This is a genomic window from Candidatus Palauibacter irciniicola, assembly GCF_965208695.1.
Classification (GTDB): Bacteria; Gemmatimonadota; Gemmatimonadetes; order Palauibacterales; family Palauibacteraceae; genus Palauibacter; species Palauibacter irciniicola.
The window spans coordinates 432262-458404 of sequence record NZ_OZ242352.1; the positions used below are offsets into that span (position 1 = coordinate 432262).

Consider the following 26143-nt stretch of genomic DNA (forward strand, 5'->3'; position numbering starts at 1 on the left):
TCTCAGGCCGCGCGATGAATGAACTCGACGCCGCCATCGCGGAATGGCACCGGGTTCGCGAGGAGATCGCGGCCGACGACGAGGAACGCCTGTGGCAGAAGCTCCGCCTCGAGTGGAACTACAACAGCAACCACATCGAGGGGAACACGCTCACGTACGCGAGACGGTCCTGCTGCTGCTGCACGATCAGGTCTCCGGGTCCCACCCGATGCGCGACTATCGAGGAGATGAAGGCGCACAACGTCGCCATCGGCCACTCGTCCGCAGCCTGGCGACCAACGAGCAGCCCCTGACGGAACGTGACATCAGGATCTGAACCGGATCCTCCTGAAGGAGCCCTTCTGGAAGACGGCGGAAACACCCGACGGCGGGACGACGCGCAAGTGGATCGAGCCCGGGAAGTACAAGACGCAGCCGAACCACGTGAGGACGCGCACGGGGGAACTCCACCGGTTCGCCGAACCCGAGGAGACGCCTGCGCGGATGGAGGAATGGGTACGTCGGTTGCGGAGCGATCTGGAGCGCACGGATTACCCGCTCCCCGAGTTCCTGGCCGAATCGCACTGGTCGTTCGCGAACATCCATCCCTTCGACGATGGAAACGGACGCACCGCGCGACTCATCACCAACTACATCCTGCTCCGCAAGAACCTGCTTCCCATCGTGATCAAGAGCGCGGACCGCGACGAGTACCTCGCTACCCTTCGGCAGGCAGATGCGGGAAACGGCCAGCCCCTCGCGGACTTCATGCGGGCTCAACTGCTATGGTCGCTCGACCTCGGCGTCCGCGCGGCCCGCGGCGAGCGGATCGACGAGCCGGAGGACCTGGACAAAGAGATCTCCCTCTTCGTACGGGAGAAGCAAGTCGGAGGCCTCCGAACCGGTCCGAAGTCGAGACGCTCGACATGATCTTTGACTCGATACGTGCAACCGACCGTCGAAGGGGTCGAGGGGCGGATGGCAGAGTTCGAGCCCTTTTTCGCGGCGCGCCGAATCGACCATTCCTAGTCGGTTCCCGGGCTCGTGCAGGATGGAACGCGTTCTGCGTCCTGCAATCTCCGGACTGGGATCGCTTCAAGGCCGACACCGAACTCGGCCGGAGATTCGCTCTGGGTCAGCCCGACGTGACCTTCACGCGGGTAGTATTGGCTGGACGACTACCGCGGCGATGGCCGGGAGGGCTTCTCTCTGATGCTGTGGATGTCAAATGGTTGCTGGGTCGGCCGCGATAGCCGCCGGTTCAAGTGCTGCTCAACGGGCCACCTCTCACGGAGGGTGTCACCAAGGGCATCCCATACGCCCGGCTGGGCCGAACCGTCCGACGTGGATGACAGAGTCGAGACGATTTGCCGCGCCGTCATGGACGCAATCCGAGCGATGTCGCAACAGCCCGATCCGGCTTAGAGAGGAAACAGGAGACACGTGTTCAGTGACAGGGTGCGTTGCGTCGTTGTGGTGGGGGCGCAGTGGGGAGACGAGGGGAAGGGGAAGATCGTGGACGTGCTCGCGGAGCAGGCCACGATCGTGGCGCGCTATCAGGGGGGCGCGAACGCGGGGCACACGGTGCGCGTGGGCGAGGGCGCGGACGAGGAGGAGCACATCCTCCACCTCATCCCCTCCGGGATCCTGAATCCGGACACGCGCTGCCTCCTCGGCAACGGCGTGGTGGTGGACCCGTGGGTGCTGGCGCGGGAGATGGACACCCTCCGGGCCCGCGGGATCGATCTCGACGGGCGCCTGGGGCTGAGCCGGCGCGCGCATCTCGTCCTCCCCTATCACCGGCTGCTCGACGCGGCGCAGGAGGACAGCCGGGGCTCGAAGAAGATCGGGACGACGGGGCGGGGGATCGGTCCGGCGTACCGCGACAAGATCTCCCGCACGGGGCTCCGCGTGGGTGACCTGCGAAACCTGGACCGCACGCGCGAGATCGTGGCGGCGGCAGCGGTGCGCGCGAACGTCACGCTGGCGGGACTCGGCGACGAGCGGCGCGTGGACGCGGACGAGGTGATGTCGCAACTCGAGACGGTCCGCGCGGCCATGGTGGAACTGCTGACGGACGCGGGGGACGAGATCCGGGGCGGGCTGGCCTCGGGGGGGCGGGTCCTCCTCGAGGGGGCGCAGGGAGCGCTCCTCGATATCGACCACGGGACGTATCCGTTCGTCACCTCCTCGACGACGACGGCGGGAGGCGCCGCCTCGGGCGCCGGGATCGGGCCCACGCTGATCGACGAGGTGATCGGCGTCGTGAAGGCCTACATCACGCGCGTGGGCGAGGGCCCGCTGCCGACGGAACTCCCGGAGGCGGAGGCCGAACGCCTGCGGCAACTGGGCGGCGAGTTCGGCGCCACCACCGGCCGCCCCCGCCGCCCGGCTGGTTCGACGGCAGCGTCGCCCGCTACGCGGCCGGCGTGAACGGCCTCACCGGCCTCGCGGTCACGAAGCTGGACGTGCTCGACACGTTCGAGACGATCCGGCTCTCGACCGGTTACGAACTCGACGGGGCGCCGACCGCGTCGTTTCCGGACTCCGTCGCGGACCTCGCCCGCGTGCGTCCGGTCTACGAGCGCTGGGCGGGCTGGAACGCGGACACGACCGGCTGCCGGACCTTCGGCGACCTGCCGGATTCCGCGCGCCGCTACCTCGCCAGGATCGAGGAGGTCTGCGCCGCGCCCATCCGCTTCGTCGGTGTCGGCGCGGCCCGGCGCGAGACGATCGCGCTGTCCGCGGGGGCCGCGGCCTGAATTCGTTGCCCGGATTCGTTGCCTGAAGTCGCGATAATCCCTAAACTGCGCGGCTCAATACGGATCGGGTGCGGGCGGTTCGGTGCCTTCTCGAGACGCGAATGGAGACCTTCCAATCGCGTTTTTTTGATGCCTGGAACGGTGGATGTTCGAACGCCTGGGTGACCGGCTGGACGGTGCGCTGAAGAAGTTGCGCCAGCGCGGCGTCATCACGGAAAAGATGCTGGACGAGGGGCTGCGCGAGGTGCGGCGCGCCCTGCTCGAGGCGGACGTCAACTTCCGGGTCGTGCGCGACTTCCTCGCGAAGGTGAAGGAGCGCGCGCTCGGCGAGGATGTGCTGAAGTCGGTTCGGCCGGGCGATCAGATCGTGAAGATCGTCCACGACGAACTCGTCGCCCTGCTGGGGGAGGCGGCGCCGGAGGAGTCGGAGGCGTCGGTTCCGCCCACGGTGATCATGCTCGTCGGCCTGCAGGGGTCGGGGAAGACGACGACGGCGGCGAAGCTGGGGCGGCGCCTGGCGACGGACGGGCGGCGGCCCGCGCTGGTGGCGTGCGATCCCTACCGCCCGGCGGCGCCCGAGCAGTTGGAGGCGCTGGCGGAGCGGATCGGCGTGCCGGTCCTGGCGCGGCCGAGCGGCGAGGACATGTCGGAACTCGCCCGCGGCGCGCTGGACGAGGCGAGGCGGAGCGGGGTCACGCACCTGCTCCTCGACATGGCCGGCCGGCTGCAGGCGGACGAGGAGTTGCTGGACGAACTCCGGCGCGTGAAGGCGGCCGTGGAGCCGCAGCAGGTCCTGCTCGTGGCGGACGGGATGACGGGGCAGGAAGCGGTGCGGATCGCCGAGGGATTCCACGGCGCGGTGGGGCTGACGGGGATCGTCCTCACGAAGATGGACGGGGACGCCCGCGGGGGCGCGGCGCTCTCGATCTACAGCGTGCTCGGCGTGCCGATCCGATTCGTCGGAACGGGCGAGCGGCCCGAGGACCTCACGGTCTTCGATCCGGAGCGCATGGCCGGCCGGATCCTCCAGATGGGGGACATCGTCGGCCTCGTGGAGCGCGCGCAGCAGACGGTCGACCTCGGCGAGACCGAGCGGTTGCAGAAGAAGATGCTGGCGGGGAAGGGGGAGTTCGATCTGGCGGACTTCCTGACCTCGATCCAGCAGATCCAGAAGATGGGACCCCTGAAGGGGTTGCTGAAGATGATGCCGGGTATCGACGCGCGCATGCTGGACCAGGCGGACGTCGACCCTCGGCGGGTGAGGCATTTGGAGGCGATCATCCTCTCGATGACGCCGGAAGAGCGGCGGCGGCCGGAGATCCTCAACGGATCGCGCCGGGCGCGGGTCGCGAAGGGATCGGGGCGGCCGGTGCACGAGGTGAACCGGCTCCTCAAGCAGTTCCGCGAAATGCGGAAGATGATGAAACAGATGGGCAAGCTCATGCCCCGGATGATGCCGGGAGGTCCCGGAGACCTCGGCCGGCTGGGCAAGGGACTGGGTTAGCAGGGAGACAATCGGAGAACCGAATGGCGACGACAATCAGACTCAAGCGGCGTGGGGCGAAGAAGGCGGCCTCGTTCCGCATCATCGTGACGGATTCGCGGGAAGGGACATCGGGCGCGTCGATCGAGCGCCTCGGGCTCTACAACCCGCGCACGCAGCCGTCGCTCGTGCGGATCAACGCCGCGCGCACGCTGCACTGGCTCAACGAGGGCGCGCAGCCGACGGACACGGTGCGCTCGCTCCTGCGGAAGACGGGCGTCTGGAAGCAGTTCCACGACGGCGTGGATCCGATGTCGCTCGAGACGGCGATCATCGAGATCGGTCCGCCGCCGGGACAGCGCGGCACGTCCCAGCGTCCGATGCCGAGCGCCGAGGCCCCGCCGGAGCCCGAGCCCGAGCCGCCCGCCGCCGAGGAGGCCGCGCCGGCCGAGGCGGAGGCCGAGGTGGAGGCGGCGCCGGAAGCCGAGGCGGCTGCGGAAGCGGAGGCACCTGCGGAAGCGGAGGCAGCGACCGAGGCAGAGGCGGCACCCGAGGCAGAGGCGGCACCCGAGGCTGAGGCAGCGCCGGAGGCCGAGACGGCCGCTTCGGCCGACGCTTCGGCCGACGACGCGGCTGAAGCGGACGACACCGCCGCCGAGGCGGACGACGCCGGCGACGAGGCGAAAGCCGGCGCCGACGCCGACTAGCCTCGCGGCCACCATGTCCGACGCGCCCGTGATCGTGGCCCGCATCGCCCGGCCGCACGGGATCCGCGGCGGGCTGCTCCTCGAAGCCGAAACCGACCACGCCGAGGCGCTCTTCCAGGCGGGTCGCCGGCTCCAGCTCATCGACGCCGGCGGGGGCGCCCCCGCCCCGGGCCCTCACGCTGGAGACGGCGCGGCTCCACGGCGGGCGGTGGCTGGTCGAGGTCCGCGAGGTCGCGGACCGCACCGCGGCCGAGGGGCTCCGCGGCGCGCGCCTCGCCGTCCCCCGCGAAGAGCTGCCGGAGCTGCCGGACGGGGGCTACCTGCTGCACGATCTGATCGGCATGTCGGTGTGCGAGGGCGACACGACGATCGGAGTGATCCGGGAGGTCTACGATCAGCCCGGCGCGCCGCTCCTCGCGCTCGACGTCGACGGCCGCGAGCGGCTGGTCCCGTTCGAGGCGGACCTCGTCGTGGACCTGGACTTCGAGGCCGGCGAGGTCCGCATGAAGCTCCCCGCCGGCCTGCTCGACATCTGAGGCGAACGGTCCGATGCGAATCAACGTCCTCACGATCTTCCCGGACTACCTCGAGGGCCCGCTCGGCCTCTCGATCCCGGGCCGTGCCCGCGAGGCGGGGCTCGTCGACTACCGGCTCATCGACGTGCGCGCGTACACGACGGATCGCCACCGGACGACGGATGACGAGCCGTTCGGCGGCGGGGGCGGGATGGTGATGAAGCCCGAGCCCTTCGAGGCCGCGCTCACGGCGCTGGACCGCCCGGGGCGCGTGATCTCGCTCTCTCCGCGCGGACGGCCGTTCGACCACGAGACGGCGGTGCGCTTCGCGCTCGAGTCCGACCTCACGCTCTTGTGCGGACGCTACAAGGGGATCGACGAGCGGGTCGTCGACGCCTGGGTGGACGAGGAGGTCTCGATCGGCGACTACGTCCTCAGCGGGGGCGAGCCGGCCGCGCTCGTCGTCATCGACGCCGTGGTGCGCCTCCTCCCCGGGGCGCTCGGCGATCACGACTCGGCCTCCTCCGACTCGTTCTACGAGGGGCGCCTCTCCGCCCCCGCCTACACGCGGCCCGCCGAGCACGGCGGCCGACCGGCGCCGGACGTGCTCCGGTCGGGGGATCACGCCCGCATCGAACGCTGGCGCGCCGCGCAGGCCGATGCGGCGACGCGACGCCGCCGTCCCGACCTCCTCGACCTCGACGCGGCCGACTGATATAATAAAGGGCTGTGGCCGTACCCATCGTCACATCGCCGCTACCCTCCCGTGACACAGCATGGATACGCCGCCGGAAACGCACATGGAGACGCAGCGAACAAGGATAGACGAACGATGGATCCCAGAATCGCCGGTATCGAGGAGGGATATAAGCGCACGGACCTCCCGGCCTTCGCGCCGGGGGACACGGTGCGCGTTCGCGTACGCGTGAAGGAAGGCCAGAAGGAGCGCGTGCAGCCGTTCGAGGGCGTCTGCATCGGTCGTCGCGGGGCGGGGGTCAACGCGACCTTCACGTTGCGGCGGATCTCCGGCGGCGTCGGCGTCGAGCGGATCTTCCCCCTCCACTCCCCGTGGATCGTGGGGCTCGAAGTCGTTCGGCGCGGCGATGTCCGGCGGGCCAAGCTCTACTATCTGCGCAACCGCCGCGGTAAGCGGGCCCGGGTGCCAGAGCGAAAGTGGTGGCTCGACAAGACGCAGGACGACTGACACCGGCGACGCCCGCTCCGGAGGCGTCTCCGAAGGCGCCGGCCACGGCGCCGCTCGACTACGAGGAAGAGGGCTGGGCTTCCGGCCTCCGCGTCGTGGTCGGAATCGACGAGGCCGGGCTGGGTCCGGTGGCGGGTCCCGTGATGGTGGGCGCCGTGGCGCTCCACCCGGGACAGCGGTTCGAGGGGTGTACCGACAGCAAGCAGGTCTCCCCGTCCCGCCGTGAGGAACTCGCCCGCCGCATCCGCTCCGAAAGTCTCGCCTGGCGCGTCGCCGCCGCCTCCACCCGCGAGATCGAACGCCTCAACGTCCGCGCCGCGACCATCGTCGCCATGCGCCGCGCGCTCGACCGTCTCGCGGTTCCGGCGGAACTCGTGCTCGTGGACGGCAACCCGGTCCCGGAACTCGGCGAGCACCGCTCGATCGTCGGGGGGGACCGGGCCTCGCACTCCATCGCCTGCGCCTCGATCCTCGCGAAGGTCACGCGCGACCGGCTGATGCGGCGGCTCGACGCGCGATACCCGCTCTACGGCTGGGCGTCCAACAAGGGATACCGGACCCGCGAGCACATGGAAGCGATCCGGCGGCACGGCCCGACGCCGCACCACCGGATCACCTTCCAGGGGGTCCTGCAGACCGAACTGGAGTTCAGTCCGGAGCCGGACCGGACGGCCGATCCGCGGCGCGATCCGCCGCGAGATCCAGAGGCGTGAGCACCGGCGGCGTGCCGGGACTCGCATCGCCGCCGTACCACGTGGCCATGACCGTCTCCGCCGGCTTGCCCTGGGGCGAGTAGTCGGTCGCGATCCACTCTCCGGACGGAGATCCCGCGTACCACTTCCACGCGAAGCCGCCCGCGAACCAGGGACGGTCCCACCAGACGCGGAAGAGCGCCTCGTAGGCCCCGGACTGCGCCTCGTAGTTCGCCGGCACGCCGCGCGCCCGGCGTCCCTCCGGCAACTCCCACTGGCGGCCCGCCGCCCCGTCGACGCTGCGATACCCGTACTCGGCGAACAGGATCGGCTTCCCCGTGGCGACGGCGACCTCGCGCAGCTCCTCGCTCCACGGCTCCCACGCCTCGATCAGCGTCTCCACGTCCGGCGTGGCGTCGTCGGCGAGCGGGAAGTAGGCGTCCACGCCCACGAGGTCGAGCGCGTCCCAGAACTCGATCCGCTGGTACTTGTCCCAGTTCGCCGCGTAGGTGAGGCGGCCGCCGTAGATCGCCCGCACCTCCTCGATGAGCGACCGCCAGTAGTCGGGCCGCGCGAGCGCGACGAGATCGACCTCCGTGCCGACGCTGAACATTTCGACGTCCATCGAGTCGGCGACGTGGGCGAACCGGAGGATGTACTCCCGGTATCCCGAGAGGAACATCTCCCAGTCCTCCTCCGTGTCGGGCTCGAACTCGCCCGGCCAGCCCTGTCCGCGCACCCAGAGGTGCGGCTTGAGGAGCACGGAGAGCCGGCTCTCCCGGGCGTATTCGATGGTTTTTGCGATCCCCTCCGTCCTCTCCCCCCAGAACTGGCGTTCGCGGTCGAACGCGACGCGCGGCTGGGCGGGATCGACGAAGGCGTAGGGGACGACGGCGACCCAGTTCGCCCCCGTCAGCGAGGCGCGGACGAGGGCATCCGGCGCCATCTCGCGGCGCGGCGCGGAGAAGGAGACGCCGCGCATCTTCTCTTCCAGCCCGATGTCCGCCATTGCGGCGGCGGGCCGGCCGGACACGCCCGGATCACTCCCCGTTCCGGCAGCGCCGCAACCGGCGAGGACGGGCAACGCGGCCAACGCCGCGAACAGCGCGCGGGCGGCCAATCTCTTCGTTTTCATCTATACCATCGTGCCTTTCGGCAATCTGAATCTCAATACGTCCGCGACCCTTTGCCATGCGGGCCGCTACCACCCTCCGTACGAGTCGCGACCTCGTTTCGGGTTCACGCCCCGCGCGTCCGCGACGTCACATCCGCAAGGCCGGGACGTCACACTTGAACGAATCCCGGGCCGGGGGTCTCTTGTGCCCATGAGTACACACGGGAGCGCGGAACCCTTCGACTTCGACGGAGACTACGGCGGCGACTACGAGTACATCGCCCGCACGGTGATACCCGGCTACCGGAGCTCGTTCCGACAGGCGCTCGCGCTCCTCGAGGGACGGGTCGGACCGTGCCCGCACCTGCTCGTGGTAGGGGCCGGCACGGGCATCGAGATCGTGACGTTCAAGGCCGTCCGGCCGGAGTGGAGGGTGACCGGCGTCGATCCCTCGGGGCAAATGATCGAGATCGCCGAACGCCGGGTGCGGGAGGCGGGAGTGGAAGCCGGCGTCCGGCTGGTCCACGGACAGGTTCGCGACCTCGACGACGATCTTGAAGACGCCGGCTTCACGGCCGCGACCTGCTTCAACGTCATGCACTTCCTCCCGGACGACGGCGCGAAGCAATCCCTCCTCCGCGACATCGCCCGCCGCCTCGCGCCCGGCGCCCCCTTCCTCCTGTTCGAACTCCACGGAGACCGGAACCGGCCCCCGCTTCGACGAACTCTTCAAGGCTTGGAGCCGTTACTGGGAAATCCAGGGGATGGGAGAGGCGGAACGCGCCGCGTTCCGGGCGAAAATCGACGAGGGCATCCACTGGGCTTCCGAGGCCCGCATCCTCGAACTGCTGGCCGGCGCCGGATTCGAGGACACGTGGCGCTACTACCGCGCCCTCCTCTACGGCGCCTGGCTCTCCCGCCGCGCCGGGTAGCGTCGCCGCCGCCCGAAACGTTCCCGCGGGAACGCGGGGTCCGCCATGGTCATCGGCCCCGAATCGCCTCGATGTATTCGTCCGTGTTCCCGCCCGTCCCCAAGATGCCGTAAACCCGGTCCACGGGGTGTCGGGCGGCCGTCTTCTTTCGTAGGAGAAGGCCCTCTTCGGTTGGGACGAGTTCGACTTCGACGTTGCCGTTCAAGCCGTAACGGTCTCTCAGCTCTCTGGGGATCGTGATCTTTCCCCGTTCGGATATGCGCATGTTCCGGCTCCGACGATTTCGAGGTATGTAGTCGACGACGGAGTATCATATCGCGACGCGTTGCCTGACGCCGAGCTTTCGGACAGCATGATACCGGGATCCGTCAACGGAGGATCAACGGGTATGAGAGTTCATGCTGGAGCACTACGGGGAGCACTACCGGGGGATCGCGGGTAGTACCCCACCATGAACGGATTGGAAACGTTCCTGCGGCGGGTTGCGCTACAGACCCGCTTCCTCGCGCCCGTAGCGGCGGTCGCAGCGGCGGCTCTGGTGGCGGTGCCCGTCGTGGGGCAGGACCCGTCTCATGAGCCGGAGGAGTCGACGGTGCTCATGCTTTGGGGAGGGGTCCGGGTCGATGGGGAACTCGTGCTCGAGCCTGCTTTCGCGTACGAGGGGAGGGTGAGCCGTCCCGTGGCGTCCGGCGACTACCGGGTGCGGGGGCTCGACGACGAGGGGGAAACGCTGTTCTCGATCCGCTTCACGCCGGGCGAGATATCGGATGGGAGCAAGGGCTTCTCCTACTCGATTCCCTTCGATCCTGCATGGACGGAGGCGCTCGACCGGCTGGAACTCAGCGGGCCGGAGGGCGTGGCCACGGTGGATCGGGAGGCCGGCGCGCGGGCGATGATGGTGATCGACCGCGCCACCGGGCAGGTGCGGAGCCTCCTGCGCAACGCGGCCGCCGGGCTCCCGGCGGAGCTGGCGGCCGACAGTTCCGGCGTTCGGATCCTCCGCGGGCTGCCCCGCCCCCCGGGCTGACCGCGTAAGGTGTACGGCGTCGGTGCGGGTGTTAGCTTGAGCCGCGCCGGGCGGAGGCCCCGTCGGGTCCGCCCCGCCACCCGGCCGGGTAGCTCAGTTGGTAGAGCAACGGACTTTTAATCCGCAGGTCGTGGGTTCGACCCCCACCCCGGTCACTCTCTCCTGTCCACTAGCGTCGCGCGCTAGTTCCAGCGATATCCGAGGCGGAGGTAGTAGAAGCCGCCGTTGGAGCCGAAGGGGGTTCCCGGACCGTAGCGGTTGCCGGAAAACGTGGCGCCGGGATTCTCCGCCGGATACCGGTTCAGGGCGTTCTGGCCTCCCGCGGTGAGCGTCAGCGCGTCGCTGATCGACCACGCGGCCTCGAGGTCGACGAGATGGGCGCCGGGATACGAGACATCGTCCCGGGAATCGAACCAGCCGGCGTAGTAGCTCAGGCGCCCCAGGAGGCTCACTCGGCCGAGCGCGTGTTTCCCCGTGAGAATCCAGCGCGTGCCTGGAAGGCCCTCCTCGAGTTGCCGAATGCGCGTGTCATTGAGCTTGGCCGGATTGAACTCCGTGACCCTCGTCTGCGTGCGGTTGAAGGCGAGGCTCAGCGCCGTCCCGCCGGCGCTGGAGGCGGGCGCGTAGGTGGCGACGACGTCGAGACCCTGCGTGCGCGTGCTGAAGTCGTTCGTGAAGAAGCGGAACTCCTGCAGGTTGCGCGCGCTCACGATCCCTTCGTCGACGAGTTGGGACTGTTCGTCCGGGGTGAGATTGAAGGGCTGCGTCAACGAGATGCGGTCGGATACGACGACGCGGAAATAGTCCGTCGTGAGCAGGAAGGACCCGAGATCCAGCACGGCGCCGGCCGCGAAGTTGCGGGATTTCTCGGCGTCGAGCGGAACGCCTCCGCGGAGCGCCGCAACCGCCGACGTGGAGGGAATGGTGCCGCTGTTCACGAGGTCGCCGAGTTCGCGGTCGAAGATGGTGGAGACGTTGAAGGCGTTCTGCTGGCCGGGCGTGGGCGCCCGGAAGCCCGTGCTCAGACTGCCGCGCAGACCGAGGCCGCCCGTGAGCGCGTACCGTCCCGCGAGCTTTCCGTTCAGCGTCGACCCGAAGTCCTCGAAGTTCTCGAACCGAAGGGCCCCGCCGAGCGTCCAGCGGTCGTTTCGGTAGTCCCGCAGTTCGGCGTCCGCGTAGAGGGCGGTGTTCGTGCGGTGCCAGTCGCCGGCCGCGATGGGACTGAAGCCGGGAAAGCCGTTGGACCCCGCGCTGAACCCCTGCGGCGCGAGGGAGCCGATCGTCCAGGCGTCGTCCTCGCCCAGCCCGATGGTGAAGTGCTCGTCCCGCCACTCGAACCCGGCCGCCACGTCGAGCAGATCGCTCACCGTGTACGCCGCGTCCACGTTCAGGTCGATGTCCACCTGTCGGTAGAGCCCCGGATCGAACGCGGTGGGCGTGGCCCGGCCCAGCGAGGCGTTGACGGTGTTGAAGATGAAGAAGTCCACTTCGTTGCTACCGTAGTTCCCGCTCACGTCCCACTGCAGGCGCCCGACCTGGCCCTCCACGCCGGCGACGAGTGAGGCGTCTCTCACATCTCCCCCGAACTGCGGCGTGAAACCGCCCGGGAACAGTTCCTGGAAGGTGAAGCAGTTCGGATCCGACAGGACCTGCTGGAGGGCCGCCGGGTCGGGCAGACCATCGGTCACGCGGACGACGGGGCAGCCGGCGGAGCCGTCGAGGACCCCGTCCTGCGCGTCGAGCAGGTCGCCGATGAGGAGCGTCTCCCCGGCGTCGAGGCTGAACACGCCGCTCCGCGTGTTCGGGTTGCGGTAGAAGAAGCCCCTCGTGATGCGCTGGCTCGCGTAGTTCGCGTGCGCGTAGGCCTTCGTGCCGCTGCCGAGGAAGTAGCCGAAGTTGCCCCACAGCTTGAGGTCGTCCTCGATCTCCGGCGCGCCCCAGACCTGGGCCGGGTCCCGGACGTGCGTGTTCCCCCTGGAGACGAGGAGCGCGGCGTCCGCCCGCTGCACGCTGCGGCTGCTCGAGTTCGAGCGCCCGTACTCGGCCGTGAGGTTCGCGAAACCCGTCGCGCCGAGAGGCAGCCCCGTGTTCCCGGATATGGTGTAGCCTTCCCCGCCTCCGTCGCCGAAGCCGCCGGCCCGCACCTCGAGCGCGCCGCCGGAGCGGGCGTCCTTGAGGTGGAAGTTCATGACGCCGGCGATGGCATCCGAGCCGTACTGGGCCGAGGCGCCGTCCCGCAGCACCTCCACCTGGCGCAGCGCCAGGGTCGGGATGCTCGAGATATCCGGGCCCTGCGCGCCATCGGCGACGCCGTTCCCGATCCAGGTGATGATCGCGGCCCGGTGGCGCCGCTTCCCGTTCACGAGCACGAGGGTGTGGTCCGGAGCCAGACCCCGGAGGTTCGCGGGCCGGATGATGCTCGCCGCGTCTCCGACCGCCTGCGGGTTGACGTTGTAGGAGGGGATCGTGGTCCTGAGGAGGTCGTCGATGTCCGTGTCCCCCTGGTCGAGCAACTCGGAGGGAGTGAGCGCGTCGATGGGGACCATGGACTCCGTGGCCGTCCGGGGTCGCGACCGGCTGCCGACGGCGACGAGGCCGGCGACGGAGATCACGGTCGGCGTCAGGGGGACGTCGAGCACGACGACGGAGTCGTCCACGATGGTCGCTTGCTCGCGCGCGATCGCGTAGCCGAGAAGCCGCACTTCGACCGCGACGGCGCCGGAGGGGAGGTCCGGCATGCGGAAGCGGCCCTCGACGTCCGTGATCCCGCCGTAGCCGAGTCCCGGCAGCGCGACCTGCGCCCTCGGCAGACCGGCCCCCGTCTCGGCGTTCCGCACGATGACCTCCAGCCCGCCCTGCGCGAGGACGCCGGCCGGCGCCGCCAACAGCCCGAGAGCCCCAACGACGAGGATCTTCCGCATTCTCCTACGCATCCTCCTGCGCCTCCTCCGCGTCGTTCGGGGCGGCCGAAAGCAGGTTCCGGGTCCAGGCGGCGACGTGTTCCATCTGCCGCTCGCGCTCGCCCGCCCACCGGGGCAGCCGGAGGGCATTGGCGACCAGCACGCCGCCCCCGCCGAACCCCATCAGCGCGGGGACCAACAGCGCCGCGCCCTCCCGGCCGTCCGCGACCATGATGAAGGCGACGATCACCGCCATGACGGAAAACATGGCGCCGACGAAGGTGGTTTCGAGCGCGTCGCCCTTGCGCGTGCCCAGCCGCAGGCGGTGGCCCGCCTCGGTCTGCTCGAGGACCGCGTGCAGGTTCCCGTTGCTCCATTCGCGGATCCCGCCTTCGGCCTTCACCTCGCCCTTCGCGTCGAACGTGGCCCGCAGCTCGGCGACGAGAAACTGCCACTCGCGATCCGTCAACTCCCGGGGGAGGTCCACGATCCGGCCGGCGGAAATCGGAACGCCGAGCAGCTTTCGCCGCGGCACGCGGCGCGGGGGCGCATCGAGTTCGGCGGCGGCGGCCGCGACGCGCTCGGGCGCGAGGCCGACCTCGAGGCCCACGGCCTGGAGTTCGCCGAGCGTCAGTCCGCCGTCCACGCGAGACGGCAGGCTGGCGCGCTCCTCCTCGGCCGCCTCGGCGGCGCGCGCGAAGACCTGCCGTATTTCGTCTTCCCCGTATCTGCGTTCGCGGTTCATGGCGCGTGAATCTGTGGTTCGTCGGCGGACGATGGAAAGATCGCGGCGGCCGGGCGGACGATGGCGGAACGGCCGCGGCGGACGCAGCTTGTCGTCGTGCGCTTTGCCGACGGGCGCGCCGGGAAGGGCGGGCAGCGAGACAAGGAGCGGGATGTGAATGCGATCCGGTGGTTTGCGGCGTTCGCGGCCGTCACGGCTCTGCTGAATCATGGATCCGCGGCGGCGCAGACGGCGTTCGGAGTCAAGGGAGGCGTGACCTGGGCGGACGCCGCCTTCATCGACCAGTTCACGTCGGAAGCGCTCCTGAGGAAGGCGGGTGGCGGATTCGTGACCCTGCCCCTGTCCGAGCGCGCGACGGTCCAGCTCGAAGCGCTCTATATCGAACGGGGGTTCTCGACCTCGGGCCTCCACCAGGACGGATCGAGGACGAGGATGTCCTACCTGGATTTTCCCATCCTCCTGAGGTTCCGGCCGACGCCTTCGGCCGCGCGCGTGCGCCCGATCCTCCTGGCGGGGGCCTACTGGGGGCACGAGGTGGGCTGCCGCCTGGAGGGCGGCGTGGCGCAGTTCGAGGAGAGCAACAGTTGCGAGGGCCGCTTTCGGCTGCGCGGCGTCGCCGACGTGGGTCTGATCGTGGGCGCGGCCATCGAGATGGCAACGGTCGATGCCTGGTTCGTGACGCTCGAGGCGCGCTACCACTACGGCGTGCGGAACCTCTACTGGGACCCGGCGTCCGATGGGGCGAAGGCGCGCAACCTGTCCGCTCTGGCCGGCGTTGGAGTTCGGGTCGGAGGGTGACCCGGATCTTCAGGACCGCCGGCGAACCGTCCTGTCGCCGGCCTACCTCCGGCCCGTGGTCGGCGGGGCCGGCTGTGCGGTGACCGAAAACGCCTTGATCCCTTCGACGATCCCGCGCGCCGCCCTCTCCGGCGCCCCGAGGATGATCTCGCGGTCCCGCGCGCTGGTCATGAACCCCGTCTCGATGATCAGGGCGATCGTCATCGGGTGGAGGGCGTGCTCGTACCGGCGGTAGTTGAAGGCGTAGTAGTTCCGCATGCGGCGGGTGGCGACCGGAAGTTCTCTCAGGCCGGTCGCGGCGCCGTACGCCTCGCGAAGCAAGCGCGCGGCGTCCTCGGCCCGTCCGGTGGCGTCGCGCCGCGGGGAGGCGACGCGGTATCCCGATGCGGCGGGGCTGTCGCTCCCGTCCGCATGGATCGAGATGAAGAGGTGCGCCCGGTAGCCCGGGGGCACGACGGCGGGCAGGATGTCGACTTCGTAGCCCAGTCCCTCGAGTTCCTCGGCCGCCAGCCGGGCGATGACGAGGTTCGCCTCCCACTCGGCGGTTTCCCGCCAGCGCGTGCCGTTGTAGCGGATGCGGCGGAGTTCGCTCGGGGCCTCGTCGGCCCGCCAGTGACCGGCCTGGAGGCCGATGCGGATCGGACCCGCGGGGGCCTCCCACTCCTCGGGCGTGGGGATGGGGCCGGGGTAGCGGTTGTAGTCCCGCCACCTGCGCCACCGCTCGCTCGCGGCGGCGTCACGTTCCGTAGCGCGCTGCTCCTGGGCCGCGGCGCTGCTCGCGCCGGGTCCCTCGAACCCGGCGAAAAGCACCACGGCGGCGGTGAGTACGGTCAGCTTCAAATCGGACCTCCTCGCGAGCGCAGTCCCCACGACCTCAACCCCCGACCCGCCCGAAGCGTTTGACGCTAACCCGCGCGGCAACAGCTCGGCAACGGTCCGGCAACGGCCTCGGCAACGGCGGCCCGCGGCGTTCTAGCGGCAGTTCAGCCCGGGGCTGGCGGGGAGTCCTTCCGTCGTGGAGGCCGCGAGCGCGTTGAACAGGAGCTTGAACGTGTTGCGCGGCTGGCCGCGGAAGTGGGGCCGGAAGGCGAACAGCACGACCTGGCCCGCGCCGACCCCGACCTGCGCGGCCGCCGGGTAGCCGGCGAGCACCTCTTCGCCGCCCAGCGTCCAGCCGCTCACGAGGAAGTCCGAGTCGGCGTAGCACACCGGAGTCGAGATCCTGCCCACGTTGCCCGCCGCCCCGCCGCTCGTCCTCTCCAGCACCTGGCCGCGGGAAAAGAGGGCCAGCGCCTCCTCGTCCATCCCGTAGCCGAGCGGGTGCGAGGGGTCGACCTCGAGCCGGATCACGGATCCCGGGATGAAGAACTCCTGCGAGGAGAGCCCCCGCGCCCGGTTGCGGAAGGGGAGGCCGAAGGTCTCGATCGCGTAGTCCACCGCCTGGTCGGAGGCGACGAGCCAGCCCCCGCCCTCGACGAAGGCGCGCAGCGCCGCGGCGCCCTCGTCGCCGAGGCCGCCCGTGTACTCGTCCGGCATGGTGCCCGGCAGGTTCCCGCTCGCGATCCCGCCCGCGGCCTGCGAGGGGAGAAGGATGACGTCGAAGCGGGACAGGTCGCCGCTCCGCACGTCCGCGTCCCACACGTTCTCCCACTCGAAGCCGTACTCGTCCAGCACCCAGCGGGTCCAGCCCTCGGGCATCGGAGCCTGCCACGAGCGGTAGATCGCCACGCGCGGCGGCCGCGCCTCGACGAGCGCGTCGGAGGGCGGGGGTTCGGCCATCCCCGTCAGCGACAGGCCATTGGCCGCGGCGAGCGTGCGCGCGTCGTCGCTCGGCAGATGCGGGAGCCAGTAGGAGCCGGCGGCCACGTCGCCGTTCGGCGTCGACAGGTCGCGCGTGACCCGGAACCACGGTCCCGTACTGATCGCGCGGTACACCCAGTTCGAATTGCCGTGCAGCGCGAACCCGGCCGCCCCCTCGCCGCGCACCTCGCCGATGTCGGTCGCTACTTCGCCCCACTCGCCCGGCGGCATGTCGAACGGTTCGTCCACGTTCACCGCCTCCAGTCCCATCTGGAAGCGGAGTTCGTAGCCCGTCATGTCGTACGGCGGCTCCGGCGGCCCACCGGGATACTGGCGCCGGTCGGGATATTCCTTGGGCTCCATCAGGTCGACCACGTAGGGCCGGAAGGCCTGGGGCGGAATCACGTACGACCCGGCGGGGAAGGCGAGATCTCCCTCCGGCCCCGCCACCGAGAACGGCTCCGAGGCGCGCAGGAACTCGATCCCGGACTGCGACATCAGGCCCATGAACTCGACGACCGCGCCCGGATCGTGCGAGGCCCGGGGGTCGAGCACGTAGGCGAACGGGCCGCCCTCGGCCGCGTTGCCGCGCTCGATCTGGCGCCGGCCCATGAGGTAGTGGTTGAAGAGGTATTCCTCCTTGAGCTTCGCGCCCATGTCCGCCACGGCCTTCGCCGCCGTCATCATGTAGTCCATGGCGTCGCGCAGGTGCCAGCAGCCGCCGAGCCACGGGTTGTTGTAGTTCGTCGACGGCGTCTTCGCGGGCAGGTTCCCGGCGCGCGCGCCGAACGTGTCCGGGATCTCGTCCTCGTGGTAGCAGCGGGGCGTCGCGTAACCCGCGCCCGCCGTCTCCGTCAGGAACCCGAGCATGTTGTGATAGTCGGGTCCGCCTCTCATGGAACCGTTCCACCACAGATCGAAGACGATGCCGCTGTTGACGCCCGGCTTCCCCTCCTCGTCGAAGCGGCGCCGCATCGAGTGTCCCATCTGGTTCAGGGAACTCACGACGAGCGGATCGAGGTGCGGGTTCACGGGGTTCTCGAAGGGCGGCATCCAGATCCGCCCGGGGAAGGGGCTCGACTGATGCTGATTATAGACGATCTGCGGAAACCAGTTGTGATACAGTTGCCGTGTCACCGCCTGCGTCTCGACCTGCGTCAGCATGTACCAGTCGCGATTGTTGTCGTGCCCGATATAGTGATGATAAAGCTCCGGCACGCGCGCCATCTCGAACTCGCCGCCCACGTTCGACATATACCAGTCGGCGACGATATTCAGACCGTCCGGGTTCATATTCGGCATCAGGAGGACGACCGCGTTGTCCCGCACGCGCCGGGTCTCCGGGGACTCGTCCGTGACGAAGTGGCGCGCCATCTCGGGCATCAGCTGCCCATGCGCGACCTCGGTCGCGTGCAGCCCGCCGTCGATCCACACGATGGCGACGCCTTCGCGCGCCAGCGCCCGCGCCTCCTCCTCGTCGAGGACCGATCCGTACCCCGCCTCCGGGTCGCGGGCATAGGCGAGCGTCCGCGTGATCTCCTTGATCCGCTCCAGGCGCCGGAGGTTGGACGGCGACGAGATCGCCGCGAGGTAGAGGGGTTCGCCGCGCGTGCTCTCTCCGATCTGTTCGAGCGCCATGCGGTCGGTGGAAGCCGCGAGCGCCTCGAAATACGCCTTGATCCCGTCGTAGTTCGTGAGCTTGTAGTCCTCGCCGGGCGCGAACCCGATGACGTCCGCGGGCATCGGCACATCGGCGGTGCCGCCGCCCCCCGCCGAGCAGCCCGCGATCAACGCGGCGCCGATCCACGATCCGAGCACCATCCGCCGCCTGGCGGTGAGAGAGAGGTCCCTGGCGATCATCGGCTCCGTCCTCCGGTTTTTCGGTAATCCGATACCGGAAGAGACCGTCGGGCTGCGCGACGTGCAATCCGTCAGTTCGGGATGATGCGGACCACTTGGCCGTTGCGGTCGACGACCCGGATGGGGCCGCGGAGGATGTCGTCGCCGTAGGGGATTCTGCGTTCGGGCGTGGCGCGGGCGTCGCCCCCGGGGCCGGGAATCCGGTAGATCTCGGCGAGCGAGACCTTGACCGAATACCCGAGGTCCGCCAGCGACTGGACGGTGATGAGGCTCAGGAGATCGCGTTCGCCCGGCGCCTGGAAGGGCGTCATCAACTCGTGGCCCAGCACGGATTCCCGCCAGTGGGAGTCCGCCGCCCCCGGTCCCGACGTGTTTTCGACCGGCACTTTCTCGCCGTCGTCGTAGTTCGCTCCGCCCCGCTCGTCGAACGCGGCGATGGCCAGGGGTCCCGTGAAATGGGTGTCCGCTCCCGTATTGTGGACGGACGGGTTCCGGAGCAGGCCGTGGTCGACCCACACCGTCCCGATCCCCAGGACGTGGCCGATCTCGTGGAGGATCACTTCCTCGACATCCTTGAGGTTCCCCCGCTCCTCGAGCCGCGCGAGGTCCGTCGCGTCGAGTTCGAGGGCGCCGACGGCAGGCAGGCGGGACTCGTCGCGGACGACGCAGGGGCCGGCCCGGGCCAGGACGCCGTCCTCGCCGTCGATCTCCCGGACGGACGCCACGAACACGATGTCGTCGACGGTGCCGATACGCTGATCCGTGGTGATGTCCCAGCAGCCCGGCGCCACATCCTGGCCGAGCGGGACATCCGCCAGTTCCGTGTCCGCCAGTATGGCCGTCCAGAAGTCCACGGCGTCGGCGAACGCCTCCGCCTGCGAATCGGTCACTTCGTCCAGCAGGATGAGGTCGATGTCGAAGGGCCGTGACGCCGCCTCCCGCACGATCACGGGGAAGGAAAGCTCGGCGGTCGCGCCCGGCGGGTCGGTCGCCGTGAGGGTCACGGTCGTGGAACCCGCGGCGACCGGGGTCAGCGTCACGACGCCGTCTTCGGCGGTCACCGTCGCCACGGCGGCGTCGGCCGTGGCGCCCGAGATCCGCACCTCGGCGCCCTCGGGATCGCGGAAGTAGTCCGACGCCGTGAACGTGGTCGCGTGGGCGCCGGACTGCAGGCGCTGGGGCGCCACCTCGCGCTCCGGCACGGGCGGCGCGTTCGTCCCCTCTCCGAAGAGGATGAGCGGGTCGCCGAGTCCGACCTCGATGCCCGTCACGCGTCGCGGGACCGCGGGGACGGGGCCCGCCACCACCTGGACCTCGTCCTGGCCGCCCTCCGTCGCGGTCACGGTGATCTCCGCGCTCCGTTCACTCCCCGCTTCGAGGACCGCCATCTCCGCCGAGAGCACGCCCCCCCGGGCGGAAAGGGGAACCGGCATGGCGAACGGCGCTCCCTCGGCCACGGCCAGCGCGATCCGGGCGGGGCCCGTGGCGGCGGGGTCGGGATTGTCGGTCCGCTCGAGTTCGAGGGCGAGCGCGAACGGGGCTCCCGGGTTCTCCGCGAGGAGGAGCGTGTCGAGACTGGACAGGCCGACGAACAGCCGCTCCGGCAGGGCGGCCAGACGGTTCCCGTCCAGCCGAAGCACGCGGAGCGCGGAGAGGCCCGAGAGCAGCCCCGCGGGCAGCCCGGTGAGCCGGTTGCCGTACAGACGCAGCGACTCCAGGCGGGAGAGGTCCGCGAACGCGCCCTCCGGCAGCGCCGCGAGCTGGTTCCGGTCCAGCCGCAGCTCCCGGAGGCTGGAGAGGCCCGCGAACACGCCGGCGGGAAGCGCCTCGAGCCCGGTGTCCTGGAGCAGCAGGCTCTCCAGTTCGACCAGGCCGGAGAAGACGCCCGCTTCCAGCGCGCCGATCCGGCCGTTGCCGAGATAGAGCCACTTCAGCTTGCCGAGTCCCGCGAACGCGCCTTCCCCGAGGGTCGTGAAGTCGTTGGCGGCCAGGTGCAGCCGCTCCAGGCTCGCGAGTTCCGCGAACGTGCCCGCCGGCAGCGTGGCGAGCCCGTTGGCGCGCAGTTCCAGCGTCTGGAGGGACGGGAGTCCGGCGAACGATTCGGGCGACAGCGTGGTCAGCGCGTTGTCGCCCAGATCCAGCGTCGTCAGGCGCCCGAGACCCGCGAACGCATCGGCGGGCAGCGTTTCGAACCCGTTGTCCCGCAGCCGCAGCGTCTCGAGGCTCGTGAGATCGGCGAATACGCCGACCGGGAAGGCGGTGAAGCCGACGCCGGAGAGGTCCAGGTTCCGGAGGTTGTACAGGCCGGAAAGATCGCCCGGCCTGAGGGTGGGGATCGCGATGCCCGCGAGGTTGAGCGTCGTGACCCCCAGGTGCTCCGTCGTCACGGCGGAGCAACGGTCGGCGCGGCTCCGGACGACGAGCGCGTCCCGGATCTCCGGAGTCCGGTCGCAGACGCCTTCGGCGATCGTCACCCGCGTCGAGGTGGTCGCCCCGAGTCGATATCCCGCGTCCGTCGCCGGGCGCATCGAGGCTGAAGAGGAAGGCTTCGCGCGCGGGCTCGATGTCGTCGTCATCGAGGATCGCGATCCGGACCTCCGCGACGGTCGTCCCGGCCGGAACGGATACCGAACCATCCGCCCGGTAGTCCGCCGTGTCCGCGTCCGCGGTGCCCGGGTCTCCGTCCGCGCTCAGCGTGTAGCCGACGGTGATGGGCGAGGCCGGCGGCGGATCGAGACGGACCGACACGATCGCGTCCAGGCCCTCGGATACGCCTCCCGCCAGGGCGCTGACCGTCGCCACCGGCGTCCGCGCCGGGTCGGGCCCCGGGTCGGTGCTGCCGCCGCCGCACCCGGCGACCGCCGCCGCGACGCACCCCAGCGTCCACCTGCTCCGTGTCGGATCCACCATCAGGTCACCGTGAAGGCGCGCCGTCGTCGGCCGCGCGGGCCGCCGCGTCAGGGGAGACGTAGCCGTCGAGGACGTCTTCCCGTACCCGGTCCGGCGGGCGCCGTGCCGGGTCGCCGAGGCCGCCGCCCCCCGGCGTCTCCAGCACGATGCGCCGGCCGGGGGGGACGACCTCGCGACCCTTGGGCCGGAACTCGCCCACGCCCGGCACGTGGACTCGCCCCGCGGCCCCGTCGCCGCCCCCGTCGCGGCCCCGGGCCGGGTTGCGCACCCGCTCGAACATCTTGGAGACGGCGAACGCCTCGCCGTCCGCGTGCGAGATCTCCATCACCTGGCCGAGGCCGCCGCGGAACTCGCCGGGACCGCCGGAGTCCGGGAGATACTCCTTCCGCCAGAAAATGAGCGGCGCGACCGTCTCCGTGATCTCGATCGGCGTGCTGCGCACCCCGGAGGGGAACGCCGTCGCCGAGAGTCCGTCCTTCCCCGGGCGGGCGCCCGTGCCGCCGGCATGGAAGGGGTTCACGACGAACTCCGCGCCGCCGTACCGGTAGGCGCCGGTCAGTCCCGGACCCGCCATGATCACGGGGTTCCAGAGGCAAGACGCGCCTTCCGCGGGGACGGCTCCCGGTTCCAGCGCCTGTTCGAGGCAGCCGAGGACGACGTCGGGCAGCATCTGTCCGATCGCGTGGCGGGCGGAGACGGCGGCGGGAGGGGGCGCGTTGAGAAGCGATCCGGGCGGGGCGGAGACTTCGATCGCCGCCAGCGACCCCGCATTGTTCGGAACGTCGGAGCCGACGATGCAGCGTACGCCGAACGAACTGTAGGCGCGCGTATAGGTCACCGGGACGTTGATGCCGCGCGACGACATGGGCGAGGTGCCGTCCCAGTCGATCCCGATCGTTCCATCGGGCAGGACCGTGAGCGCGCACACGAGGTCGAGGTCCTCATCGTAGCCGTCGATCCTCATCCGGTTCCGGTACGTCCCCGGGCGGAGCGCTCCGATTCGCTCCCGCATCGCCCGCCGGGAGGTGGAGATGATCGTCTCCGCCAGCGGCTCCAGGGAATCGATCCCGAACTCCGTCATCATCGCCACCAGCCGCTCGCACCCCGTGCGGTTGCTGGCGGCCAGCGAGTAGAGGTCCCCCTGGGCGACGACCGGGTCCCGCACGTTCGCCCGCACCAGCCGCATGAGCGTCTCGTCCACCCGGCCGCCGCGGATGAGGTAGCCGATGGGAAGGCGGATCCCCTCCTCGAACACCTGGTTCGCGTCCGCCCCGAAGCCGCGGCCCCCGACGTCGGCGATGTGGCTCGTGGCCGCGAACAGCGCCACCGGGCGCCCGTCCAGGAAGGTCGGCGTGACGACGGTGAAGTCGTTGAGGTGTCCCGTGCCCTCCCAGGGATCGTTCGTGACGAGAACATCGTCCTCGTTCAGAGTTTCCACGGGGAAGTCCCGGAGGAAGAACCCGACGGAGGCGGCCATCGCGTTGACGTGGCCGGGCGTGCCCGTGACGGCCTGCGCGAGCATGCGCCCGGAGAGGTCGAACACGCCCGCGGAGAGGTCGCCCGCCTCGCGCACCGGGGTGGAGAAGGCGGTGCGCACGAGCGTGCGGGCCTGCTCCTCCACCACGGACAGCAGCCGGCTCCACATGATCTGTCCTTCGAGCGCCGCGATGCCGGTTTGGGCGCCCGCCACCCCCTCGGCTGCCCCCCGCGCCGCAGCCTTCCGCTCGACGAGGAGGTGGCCGCCGGCGACGGTCCGCGCGTCCCAGCCGTCCGGGACCACGGTCGTCGTCTGATCTTCAGCGATCAGCGCCGGGCCCTCGACGCGGGTGCCCTCCGCGAGCGCCCCTCGCGTGTACACGGCCGCGCTCGCCGACTCGCCGCCGGGCCCGTCCCACAGTTCAGTCCAGCGCTCGGGCTCCGATTTCTTCGCGGCGGCTTGCCCCCCGAGCGACGTTCCCGCGGGAACGTCCACGGCCTCCGCAGCGGGTGCGGCCGCCGTCGCGGGTGCGGCCTCCGTCGCGGGCGCCGACACGACGAGCGTCCAGCTCAGGACCTCGATGTCGAGCCCGGGAATCGTGCGTCCGTACACCGTCTCGTAGCCGCGGTCGAACGCGTCGCGCAGCGCCGCCGCGTCCCGGAGGTCGCCGGGGAGGTCGACGCCGATCTCATGTCCCTGCCCGACGTAGCGCATGTAGGCGCGCGCCTTCTCGGTCGTCGCCACCCCCGGCGCTCCGCGCGAGACCACGGCCTCCGCCTCCGCCCTCATCTCATCGAACACTTCCCCCACGATGCCGGGATCGAACCCGGACAGGCGCATGTAGCGGCTGCGCACGACCTCGTAGGAGATCGGGGCGAGGAGGAAGCCGACGGCCGACCCCACGCCCGCGTCGGCGGGCACGAGAAAGCGGTCCACCTCCAGCTTGTCCGCCAGACGGCCCGCATGGATCGGGGCGGAGCCGCCGAAGGCGATGAGCGTGCGTCCCGCCACGCCCTTCCCCCACTCGATCGCGTGGGTGCGGGCCGCGTTGGACATGTTCTCGTCCACCATCTCGCTGATCCCGAGCGCGGCGAGCCTCGCGTCGAGCCCGAGTTCATGTCCCACCCCGGATTCGATCGCGGCCTCCGCCCGCCCCCGGTCGAGGGAGATCGAGCCGCCGGCGAAGAGCTGCGGATCGATCCGCCCCAGGACGACGTCGGCGTCCGTGACCGTGGGCTCGTCTCCGCCACGGCCGTACGCCGCCGGCCCCGGCTCCGACCCGGCGCTCCCGGGCCCCACCTGGATCCGCTCGAGGTCGTCGACGCCGGCGATCGACCCGCCCCCGGCCCCGATCTCCACCATCTCGATCACGGGAATCCGCACCGGCAGCCCGCTCCCCTGCTTGAAGCGGTAGCTGCGGGCGACCTCGAACGTGCGCGAATGGAGCGGCCGCCCCCCGTCGATCACGCACAGCTTCGCCGTCGTCCCGCCCATGTCGAACGAGAGGACGTCGCCGAGGTCGAGGCTGCGCGCGAGGTGGCTGGCGAGGATCGCGCCCCCGGCCGGCCCGGACTCCACCAGGCGGACGGGTGCGGCAACCGCCGTCTCCAGCGTCGTGAGCCCGCCGCCCGAAGTCATGAGGAGGAAGGGGCAGGCGAGCCCCGACTCGCGCAGCGAATCCGCGAGCCCCGTCAGGTAGCGGGCCATGAGCGGCTGGACGTAGGCGTTCGCGCACGCCGTCGACTGTCGCTCGTACTCCCGCACCTCCGGGCATACGTCCGAGGCGAGCGTCACCGGAAGCCCCGGCCGCCACGCGTCGAGGATCTCCCCGATCCGCCGCTCGTGCGCCGGGTTCGCGTACCCGTGGATGAGCCCGACCGCGACCGACTCCACCTCCTCCGCCTCGAGCGTCGGGAGGAGCGCGCGCACCGAATCCTCCTCCAAGGGGATGAGGACGCGGCCGCGGTGGTCGACCCGCTCTTCCACCGGGAGCCGGAGACGGCGGGGGACGAGCGGGGCGGGGCGGTCGACCCCGATGTCGTACTGCTCGAAGCGGTTCTCGTGCGCCATCTCCAGCGCGTCGCGGTGGCCGGACGTCACGATGAGGGCGGTGCGCGCGCCCCGCCGCTCGATGACCGCGTTCGTGGCCAGCGTCGTGCCGTGGATGACGAGACGGACGGCGGAGGGCGGGACGTCCGCCAGCCCCAGCACCTTGTGCACGCCCTCGAGGACGCCGCGTTCCGGCGCCGAGGCGGTCGTCAGCACCTTCGTCGTGACGAGGCGTCCGCCGGTCTCGAGCGCCACGTCCGTGAAGGTGCCGCCGATGTCTATGGCGAGCCGGGCGTCGCCGGTGGATCCGCCGCCCGAATCGGTTGTCGTCCTGCCGCTCACGCGCCCATCACCCGTCTTCCCGCAACGGAACCGTGTAGTTCAGCGCGAGGCGCCCCCCGTCCGGGTAGATCGTCTCGCCCGTGAGGTACGAGGCGTAGTCGCTCGCGAGGAAGACGGCCACGGTCCCGATCTCGCCCGGGTCCCCGAACCGTCCCAGCGGCGTGCGGGAGAGGATCGTGCGCCGCGCCTCCTCGTCGGCGATCACCGAGTCGAGGATGTCCGTGACGATCGTCCCCGGCCCGATCGCGTTGACCCGGATGTCGTGCGGCGCGAGCGCGACCGCCATTGCCTTCGTGAGCTGCATGACCCCGCCTTTGGAGGCCGCGTAGGCGAGCTGGTTCGGAATCGTCACCACCGCGTTTGTCGACGACATGTGGATGATCGACCCCTTCACCCCGCGCGCGACCATGTCCCGCGCCACGAGGCGGGAGACGAGGAAGGTCCCCCGCAGGTTCACGCCCAGCACCCGGTCGAAGTCCTCGACTTCGGTGTCCAGGATCGAGCCCGCCGCGACGATCCCCGCGTTGTTGAGCAGGATGTCGCAGCGGCCGAACCGTTCCGTGCAGGCGTCGAGCAGGGCCGCGCAGTCGCTCTCCCGGCTCACGTCCGCGCGCACGGCGAGCGTCTCCCGCCCCGTCGCCTCCGCGATGCGGCGGGCCGTGGCCGCGCAACGGTCCTCCAGCACGTCTCCCAGCACGACATCCGCCCCGTGACGGGCGAAGGCGAGCGCGCACGCCGCGCCGATCCCCTTCGCCGCCCCCGTGACGATGGCGGTCTTCCCCTCGAGTGTGATCACGCTGAACCCTTCCTGATTCCGTTGATGCCGAGTTGATCGCCGTCGCGAAAC

General features: G+C 70.5%; 20 protein-coding genes, 1 tRNA gene and 2 pseudogenes. 14 read left to right on the forward strand and 9 right to left on the reverse strand.

The annotated features are described in order from the left end of the window. The first annotated feature begins 14 nt into the window (after positions 1–14). From ACOGI9_RS01780 to ACOGI9_RS01820, 9 genes and pseudogenes are all read left to right on the forward strand, one after another. Positions 15–293, forward strand: coding sequence for a hypothetical protein (locus ACOGI9_RS01780; protein WP_419858195.1), 279 nt, complete (start codon positions 15–17; stop codon positions 291–293). 94 nt (positions 294–387) lie between these two features. Beyond that, on the forward strand, positions 388–909 hold the full coding sequence (locus ACOGI9_RS01785; protein WP_419859222.1) for a Fic family protein: 522 nt from the start codon (positions 388–390) through the stop codon (positions 907–909). 528 nt (positions 910–1437) lie between these two features. Continuing rightward, positions 1438–2741: pseudogene (locus ACOGI9_RS01790) on the forward strand (adenylosuccinate synthase). A 145-nt stretch (positions 2742–2886) separates the two neighbouring features. After that, a complete protein-coding gene (gene ffh, locus ACOGI9_RS01795) occupies positions 2887–4245 on the forward strand; it encodes a signal recognition particle protein (protein ID WP_419858196.1) in 1359 nt (452 codons plus the stop codon). A gap of 23 nt (positions 4246–4268) precedes the next feature. Continuing rightward, positions 4269–4931: a 30S ribosomal protein S16 gene (gene rpsP / locus ACOGI9_RS01800; RefSeq protein ID WP_419858197.1), complete on the forward strand. Its 663-nt coding sequence runs from the start codon at positions 4269–4271 to the stop codon at positions 4929–4931. Positions 4932–5143: 212 nt separating this feature from the next. Then, positions 5144–5467 carry a ribosome maturation factor RimM gene (rimM, locus tag ACOGI9_RS01805; RefSeq protein WP_419859223.1) on the forward strand — a complete coding sequence of 108 codons (324 nt, stop codon included), beginning with the start codon at positions 5144–5146 and terminating at the stop codon, positions 5465–5467. A 13-nt stretch (positions 5468–5480) separates the two neighbouring features. Continuing rightward, on the forward strand, positions 5481–6161 hold the full coding sequence (gene trmD, locus ACOGI9_RS01810) for a tRNA (guanosine(37)-N1)-methyltransferase TrmD (RefSeq protein WP_419858198.1): 681 nt from the start codon (positions 5481–5483) through the stop codon (positions 6159–6161). A gap of 117 nt (positions 6162–6278) precedes the next feature. Further along, positions 6279–6650: a 50S ribosomal protein L19 gene (gene rplS, locus ACOGI9_RS01815; RefSeq protein ID WP_419858199.1), complete on the forward strand. Its 372-nt coding sequence runs from the start codon at positions 6279–6281 to the stop codon at positions 6648–6650. Then, entirely contained in the window at positions 6623–7363 is a 741-nt protein-coding gene (locus ACOGI9_RS01820) for a ribonuclease HII (protein ID WP_419858200.1), read from the forward strand. The genes rplS and ACOGI9_RS01820 overlap by 28 nt, the downstream gene beginning before the upstream one ends. On the opposite strand, the gene ACOGI9_RS01825 is transcribed toward ACOGI9_RS01820, so the two are convergent. After that, entirely contained in the window at positions 7299–8477 is a 1179-nt protein-coding gene (locus ACOGI9_RS01825; protein WP_419858201.1) for a glycoside hydrolase family 113, read from the reverse strand. The genes ACOGI9_RS01820 and ACOGI9_RS01825 overlap by 65 nt on opposite strands. 190 nt (positions 8478–8667) lie before the next feature. On the opposite strand from ACOGI9_RS01825, the pseudogene ACOGI9_RS01830 reads away from it, so the two are divergent. Both ACOGI9_RS01830 and ACOGI9_RS01835 read left to right on the forward strand, forming a co-directional pair. Then, a pseudogene (locus ACOGI9_RS01830) lies at positions 8668–9087 on the forward strand (class I SAM-dependent methyltransferase); the annotation flags it as partial. 133 nt (positions 9088–9220) lie between these two features. Further along, entirely contained in the window at positions 9221–9388 is a 168-nt protein-coding gene (locus tag ACOGI9_RS01835; protein WP_419859312.1) for a hypothetical protein, read from the forward strand. Between the two features lie 49 nt (positions 9389–9437). Here the strand turns inward: ACOGI9_RS01835 and ACOGI9_RS01840 are convergent, their stop codons facing one another. Then, positions 9438–9653, reverse strand: coding sequence for an AbrB/MazE/SpoVT family DNA-binding domain-containing protein (locus ACOGI9_RS01840; protein ID WP_419858202.1), 216 nt, complete (start codon positions 9651–9653; stop codon positions 9438–9440). 186 nt (positions 9654–9839) lie between these two features. Here ACOGI9_RS01840 and ACOGI9_RS01845 point away from each other — a divergent pair, with 186 nt between their 5' ends. Together ACOGI9_RS01845 and ACOGI9_RS01850 are read left to right on the forward strand one after the other, a co-directional pair. Then, entirely contained in the window at positions 9840–10415 is a 576-nt protein-coding gene (locus ACOGI9_RS01845; protein ID WP_419858203.1) for a hypothetical protein, read from the forward strand. 82 nt (positions 10416–10497) lie between these two features. Beyond that, positions 10498–10570, forward strand: a tRNA-Lys gene (locus tag ACOGI9_RS01850). Positions 10571–10597: 27 nt separating this feature from the next. Here the strand turns inward: ACOGI9_RS01850 and ACOGI9_RS01855 are convergent. Together ACOGI9_RS01855 and ACOGI9_RS01860 are read right to left on the reverse strand one after the other, a co-directional pair. Next, positions 10598–13348: a TonB-dependent receptor gene (locus tag ACOGI9_RS01855; protein WP_419858204.1), complete on the reverse strand. Its 2751-nt coding sequence runs from the start codon at positions 13346–13348 to the stop codon at positions 10598–10600. After that, the gene (locus ACOGI9_RS01860; RefSeq protein WP_419858205.1) at positions 13341–14270 is read right to left on the reverse strand and encodes a hypothetical protein; all 930 of its coding nucleotides are present in this window, start codon (positions 14268–14270) and stop codon (positions 13341–13343) included. Before ACOGI9_RS01860 ends, ACOGI9_RS01855 begins: the two co-directional genes overlap by 8 nt. Here ACOGI9_RS01860 and ACOGI9_RS01865 point away from each other — a divergent pair. Then, complete coding sequence (locus tag ACOGI9_RS01865; RefSeq protein WP_419858206.1) at positions 14214–14858, forward strand: porin family protein; 645 nt, start codon at positions 14214–14216, stop codon at positions 14856–14858. The genes ACOGI9_RS01860 and ACOGI9_RS01865 overlap by 57 nt on opposite strands. 42 nt (positions 14859–14900) lie before the next feature. On the opposite strand, the gene ACOGI9_RS01870 is transcribed toward ACOGI9_RS01865, so the two are convergent. From ACOGI9_RS01870 to ACOGI9_RS01890, 5 genes are all read right to left on the reverse strand, one after another. Further along, complete coding sequence (locus ACOGI9_RS01870) at positions 14901–15698, reverse strand: N-acetylmuramoyl-L-alanine amidase family protein (RefSeq protein ID WP_419858207.1); 798 nt, start codon at positions 15696–15698, stop codon at positions 14901–14903. Between the two features lie 132 nt (positions 15699–15830). Beyond that, positions 15831–18518: a M14 family metallopeptidase gene (locus tag ACOGI9_RS01875; protein ID WP_419858208.1), complete on the reverse strand. Its 2688-nt coding sequence runs from the start codon at positions 18516–18518 to the stop codon at positions 15831–15833. Between the two features lie 71 nt (positions 18519–18589). Next, complete coding sequence (locus tag ACOGI9_RS01880; protein WP_419858209.1) at positions 18590–20992, reverse strand: leucine-rich repeat protein; 2403 nt, start codon at positions 20990–20992, stop codon at positions 18590–18592. A gap of 440 nt (positions 20993–21432) precedes the next feature. After that, positions 21433–25296, reverse strand: a complete 3864-nt coding sequence (locus ACOGI9_RS01885) for a hydantoinase B/oxoprolinase family protein (RefSeq protein ID WP_419858210.1) — start codon at positions 25294–25296, stop codon at positions 21433–21435. A 7-nt stretch (positions 25297–25303) separates the two neighbouring features. Further along, a complete protein-coding gene (locus ACOGI9_RS01890) occupies positions 25304–26092 on the reverse strand; it encodes an SDR family NAD(P)-dependent oxidoreductase (RefSeq protein ID WP_419858211.1) in 789 nt (262 codons plus the stop codon). Positions 26093–26143 lie beyond the last annotated feature (51 nt).

What these genes read in the sequence shown, in the direction of transcription:
- ACOGI9_RS01780 (WP_419858195.1), top strand. Translation starts at nt 15, where the DNA reads ATGAATGAACTCGACGCCGCCATCGCGGAATGGCACCGGGTTCGCGAG.
- ffh (WP_419858196.1), top strand. Translation starts at nt 2,887, where the DNA reads ATGTTCGAACGCCTGGGTGACCGGCTGGACGGTGCGCTGAAGAAGTTG.
- rpsP (WP_419858197.1), top strand. Translation starts at nt 4,269, where the DNA reads ATGGCGACGACAATCAGACTCAAGCGGCGTGGGGCGAAGAAGGCGGCC.
- trmD (WP_419858198.1), top strand. Translation starts at nt 5,481, where the DNA reads ATGCGAATCAACGTCCTCACGATCTTCCCGGACTACCTCGAGGGCCCG.
- rplS (WP_419858199.1), top strand. Translation starts at nt 6,279, where the DNA reads ATGGATCCCAGAATCGCCGGTATCGAGGAGGGATATAAGCGCACGGAC.
- ACOGI9_RS01825 (WP_419858201.1), bottom strand. Translation starts at nt 8,477, where the DNA reads ATGAAAACGAAGAGATTGGCCGCCCGCGCGCTGTTCGCGGCGTTGGCC.
- ACOGI9_RS01835 (WP_419859312.1), top strand. Translation starts at nt 9,221, where the DNA reads ATGGGAGAGGCGGAACGCGCCGCGTTCCGGGCGAAAATCGACGAGGGC.
- ACOGI9_RS01840 (WP_419858202.1), bottom strand. Translation starts at nt 9,653, where the DNA reads ATGCGCATATCCGAACGGGGAAAGATCACGATCCCCAGAGAGCTGAGA.
- ACOGI9_RS01845 (WP_419858203.1), top strand. Translation starts at nt 9,840, where the DNA reads ATGAACGGATTGGAAACGTTCCTGCGGCGGGTTGCGCTACAGACCCGC.
- ACOGI9_RS01855 (WP_419858204.1), bottom strand. Translation starts at nt 13,348, where the DNA reads ATGCGTAGGAGAATGCGGAAGATCCTCGTCGTTGGGGCTCTCGGGCTG.
- ACOGI9_RS01860 (WP_419858205.1), bottom strand. Translation starts at nt 14,270, where the DNA reads ATGATTCAGCAGAGCCGTGACGGCCGCGAACGCCGCAAACCACCGGAT.
- ACOGI9_RS01875 (WP_419858208.1), bottom strand. Translation starts at nt 18,518, where the DNA reads ATGATCGCCAGGGACCTCTCTCTCACCGCCAGGCGGCGGATGGTGCTC.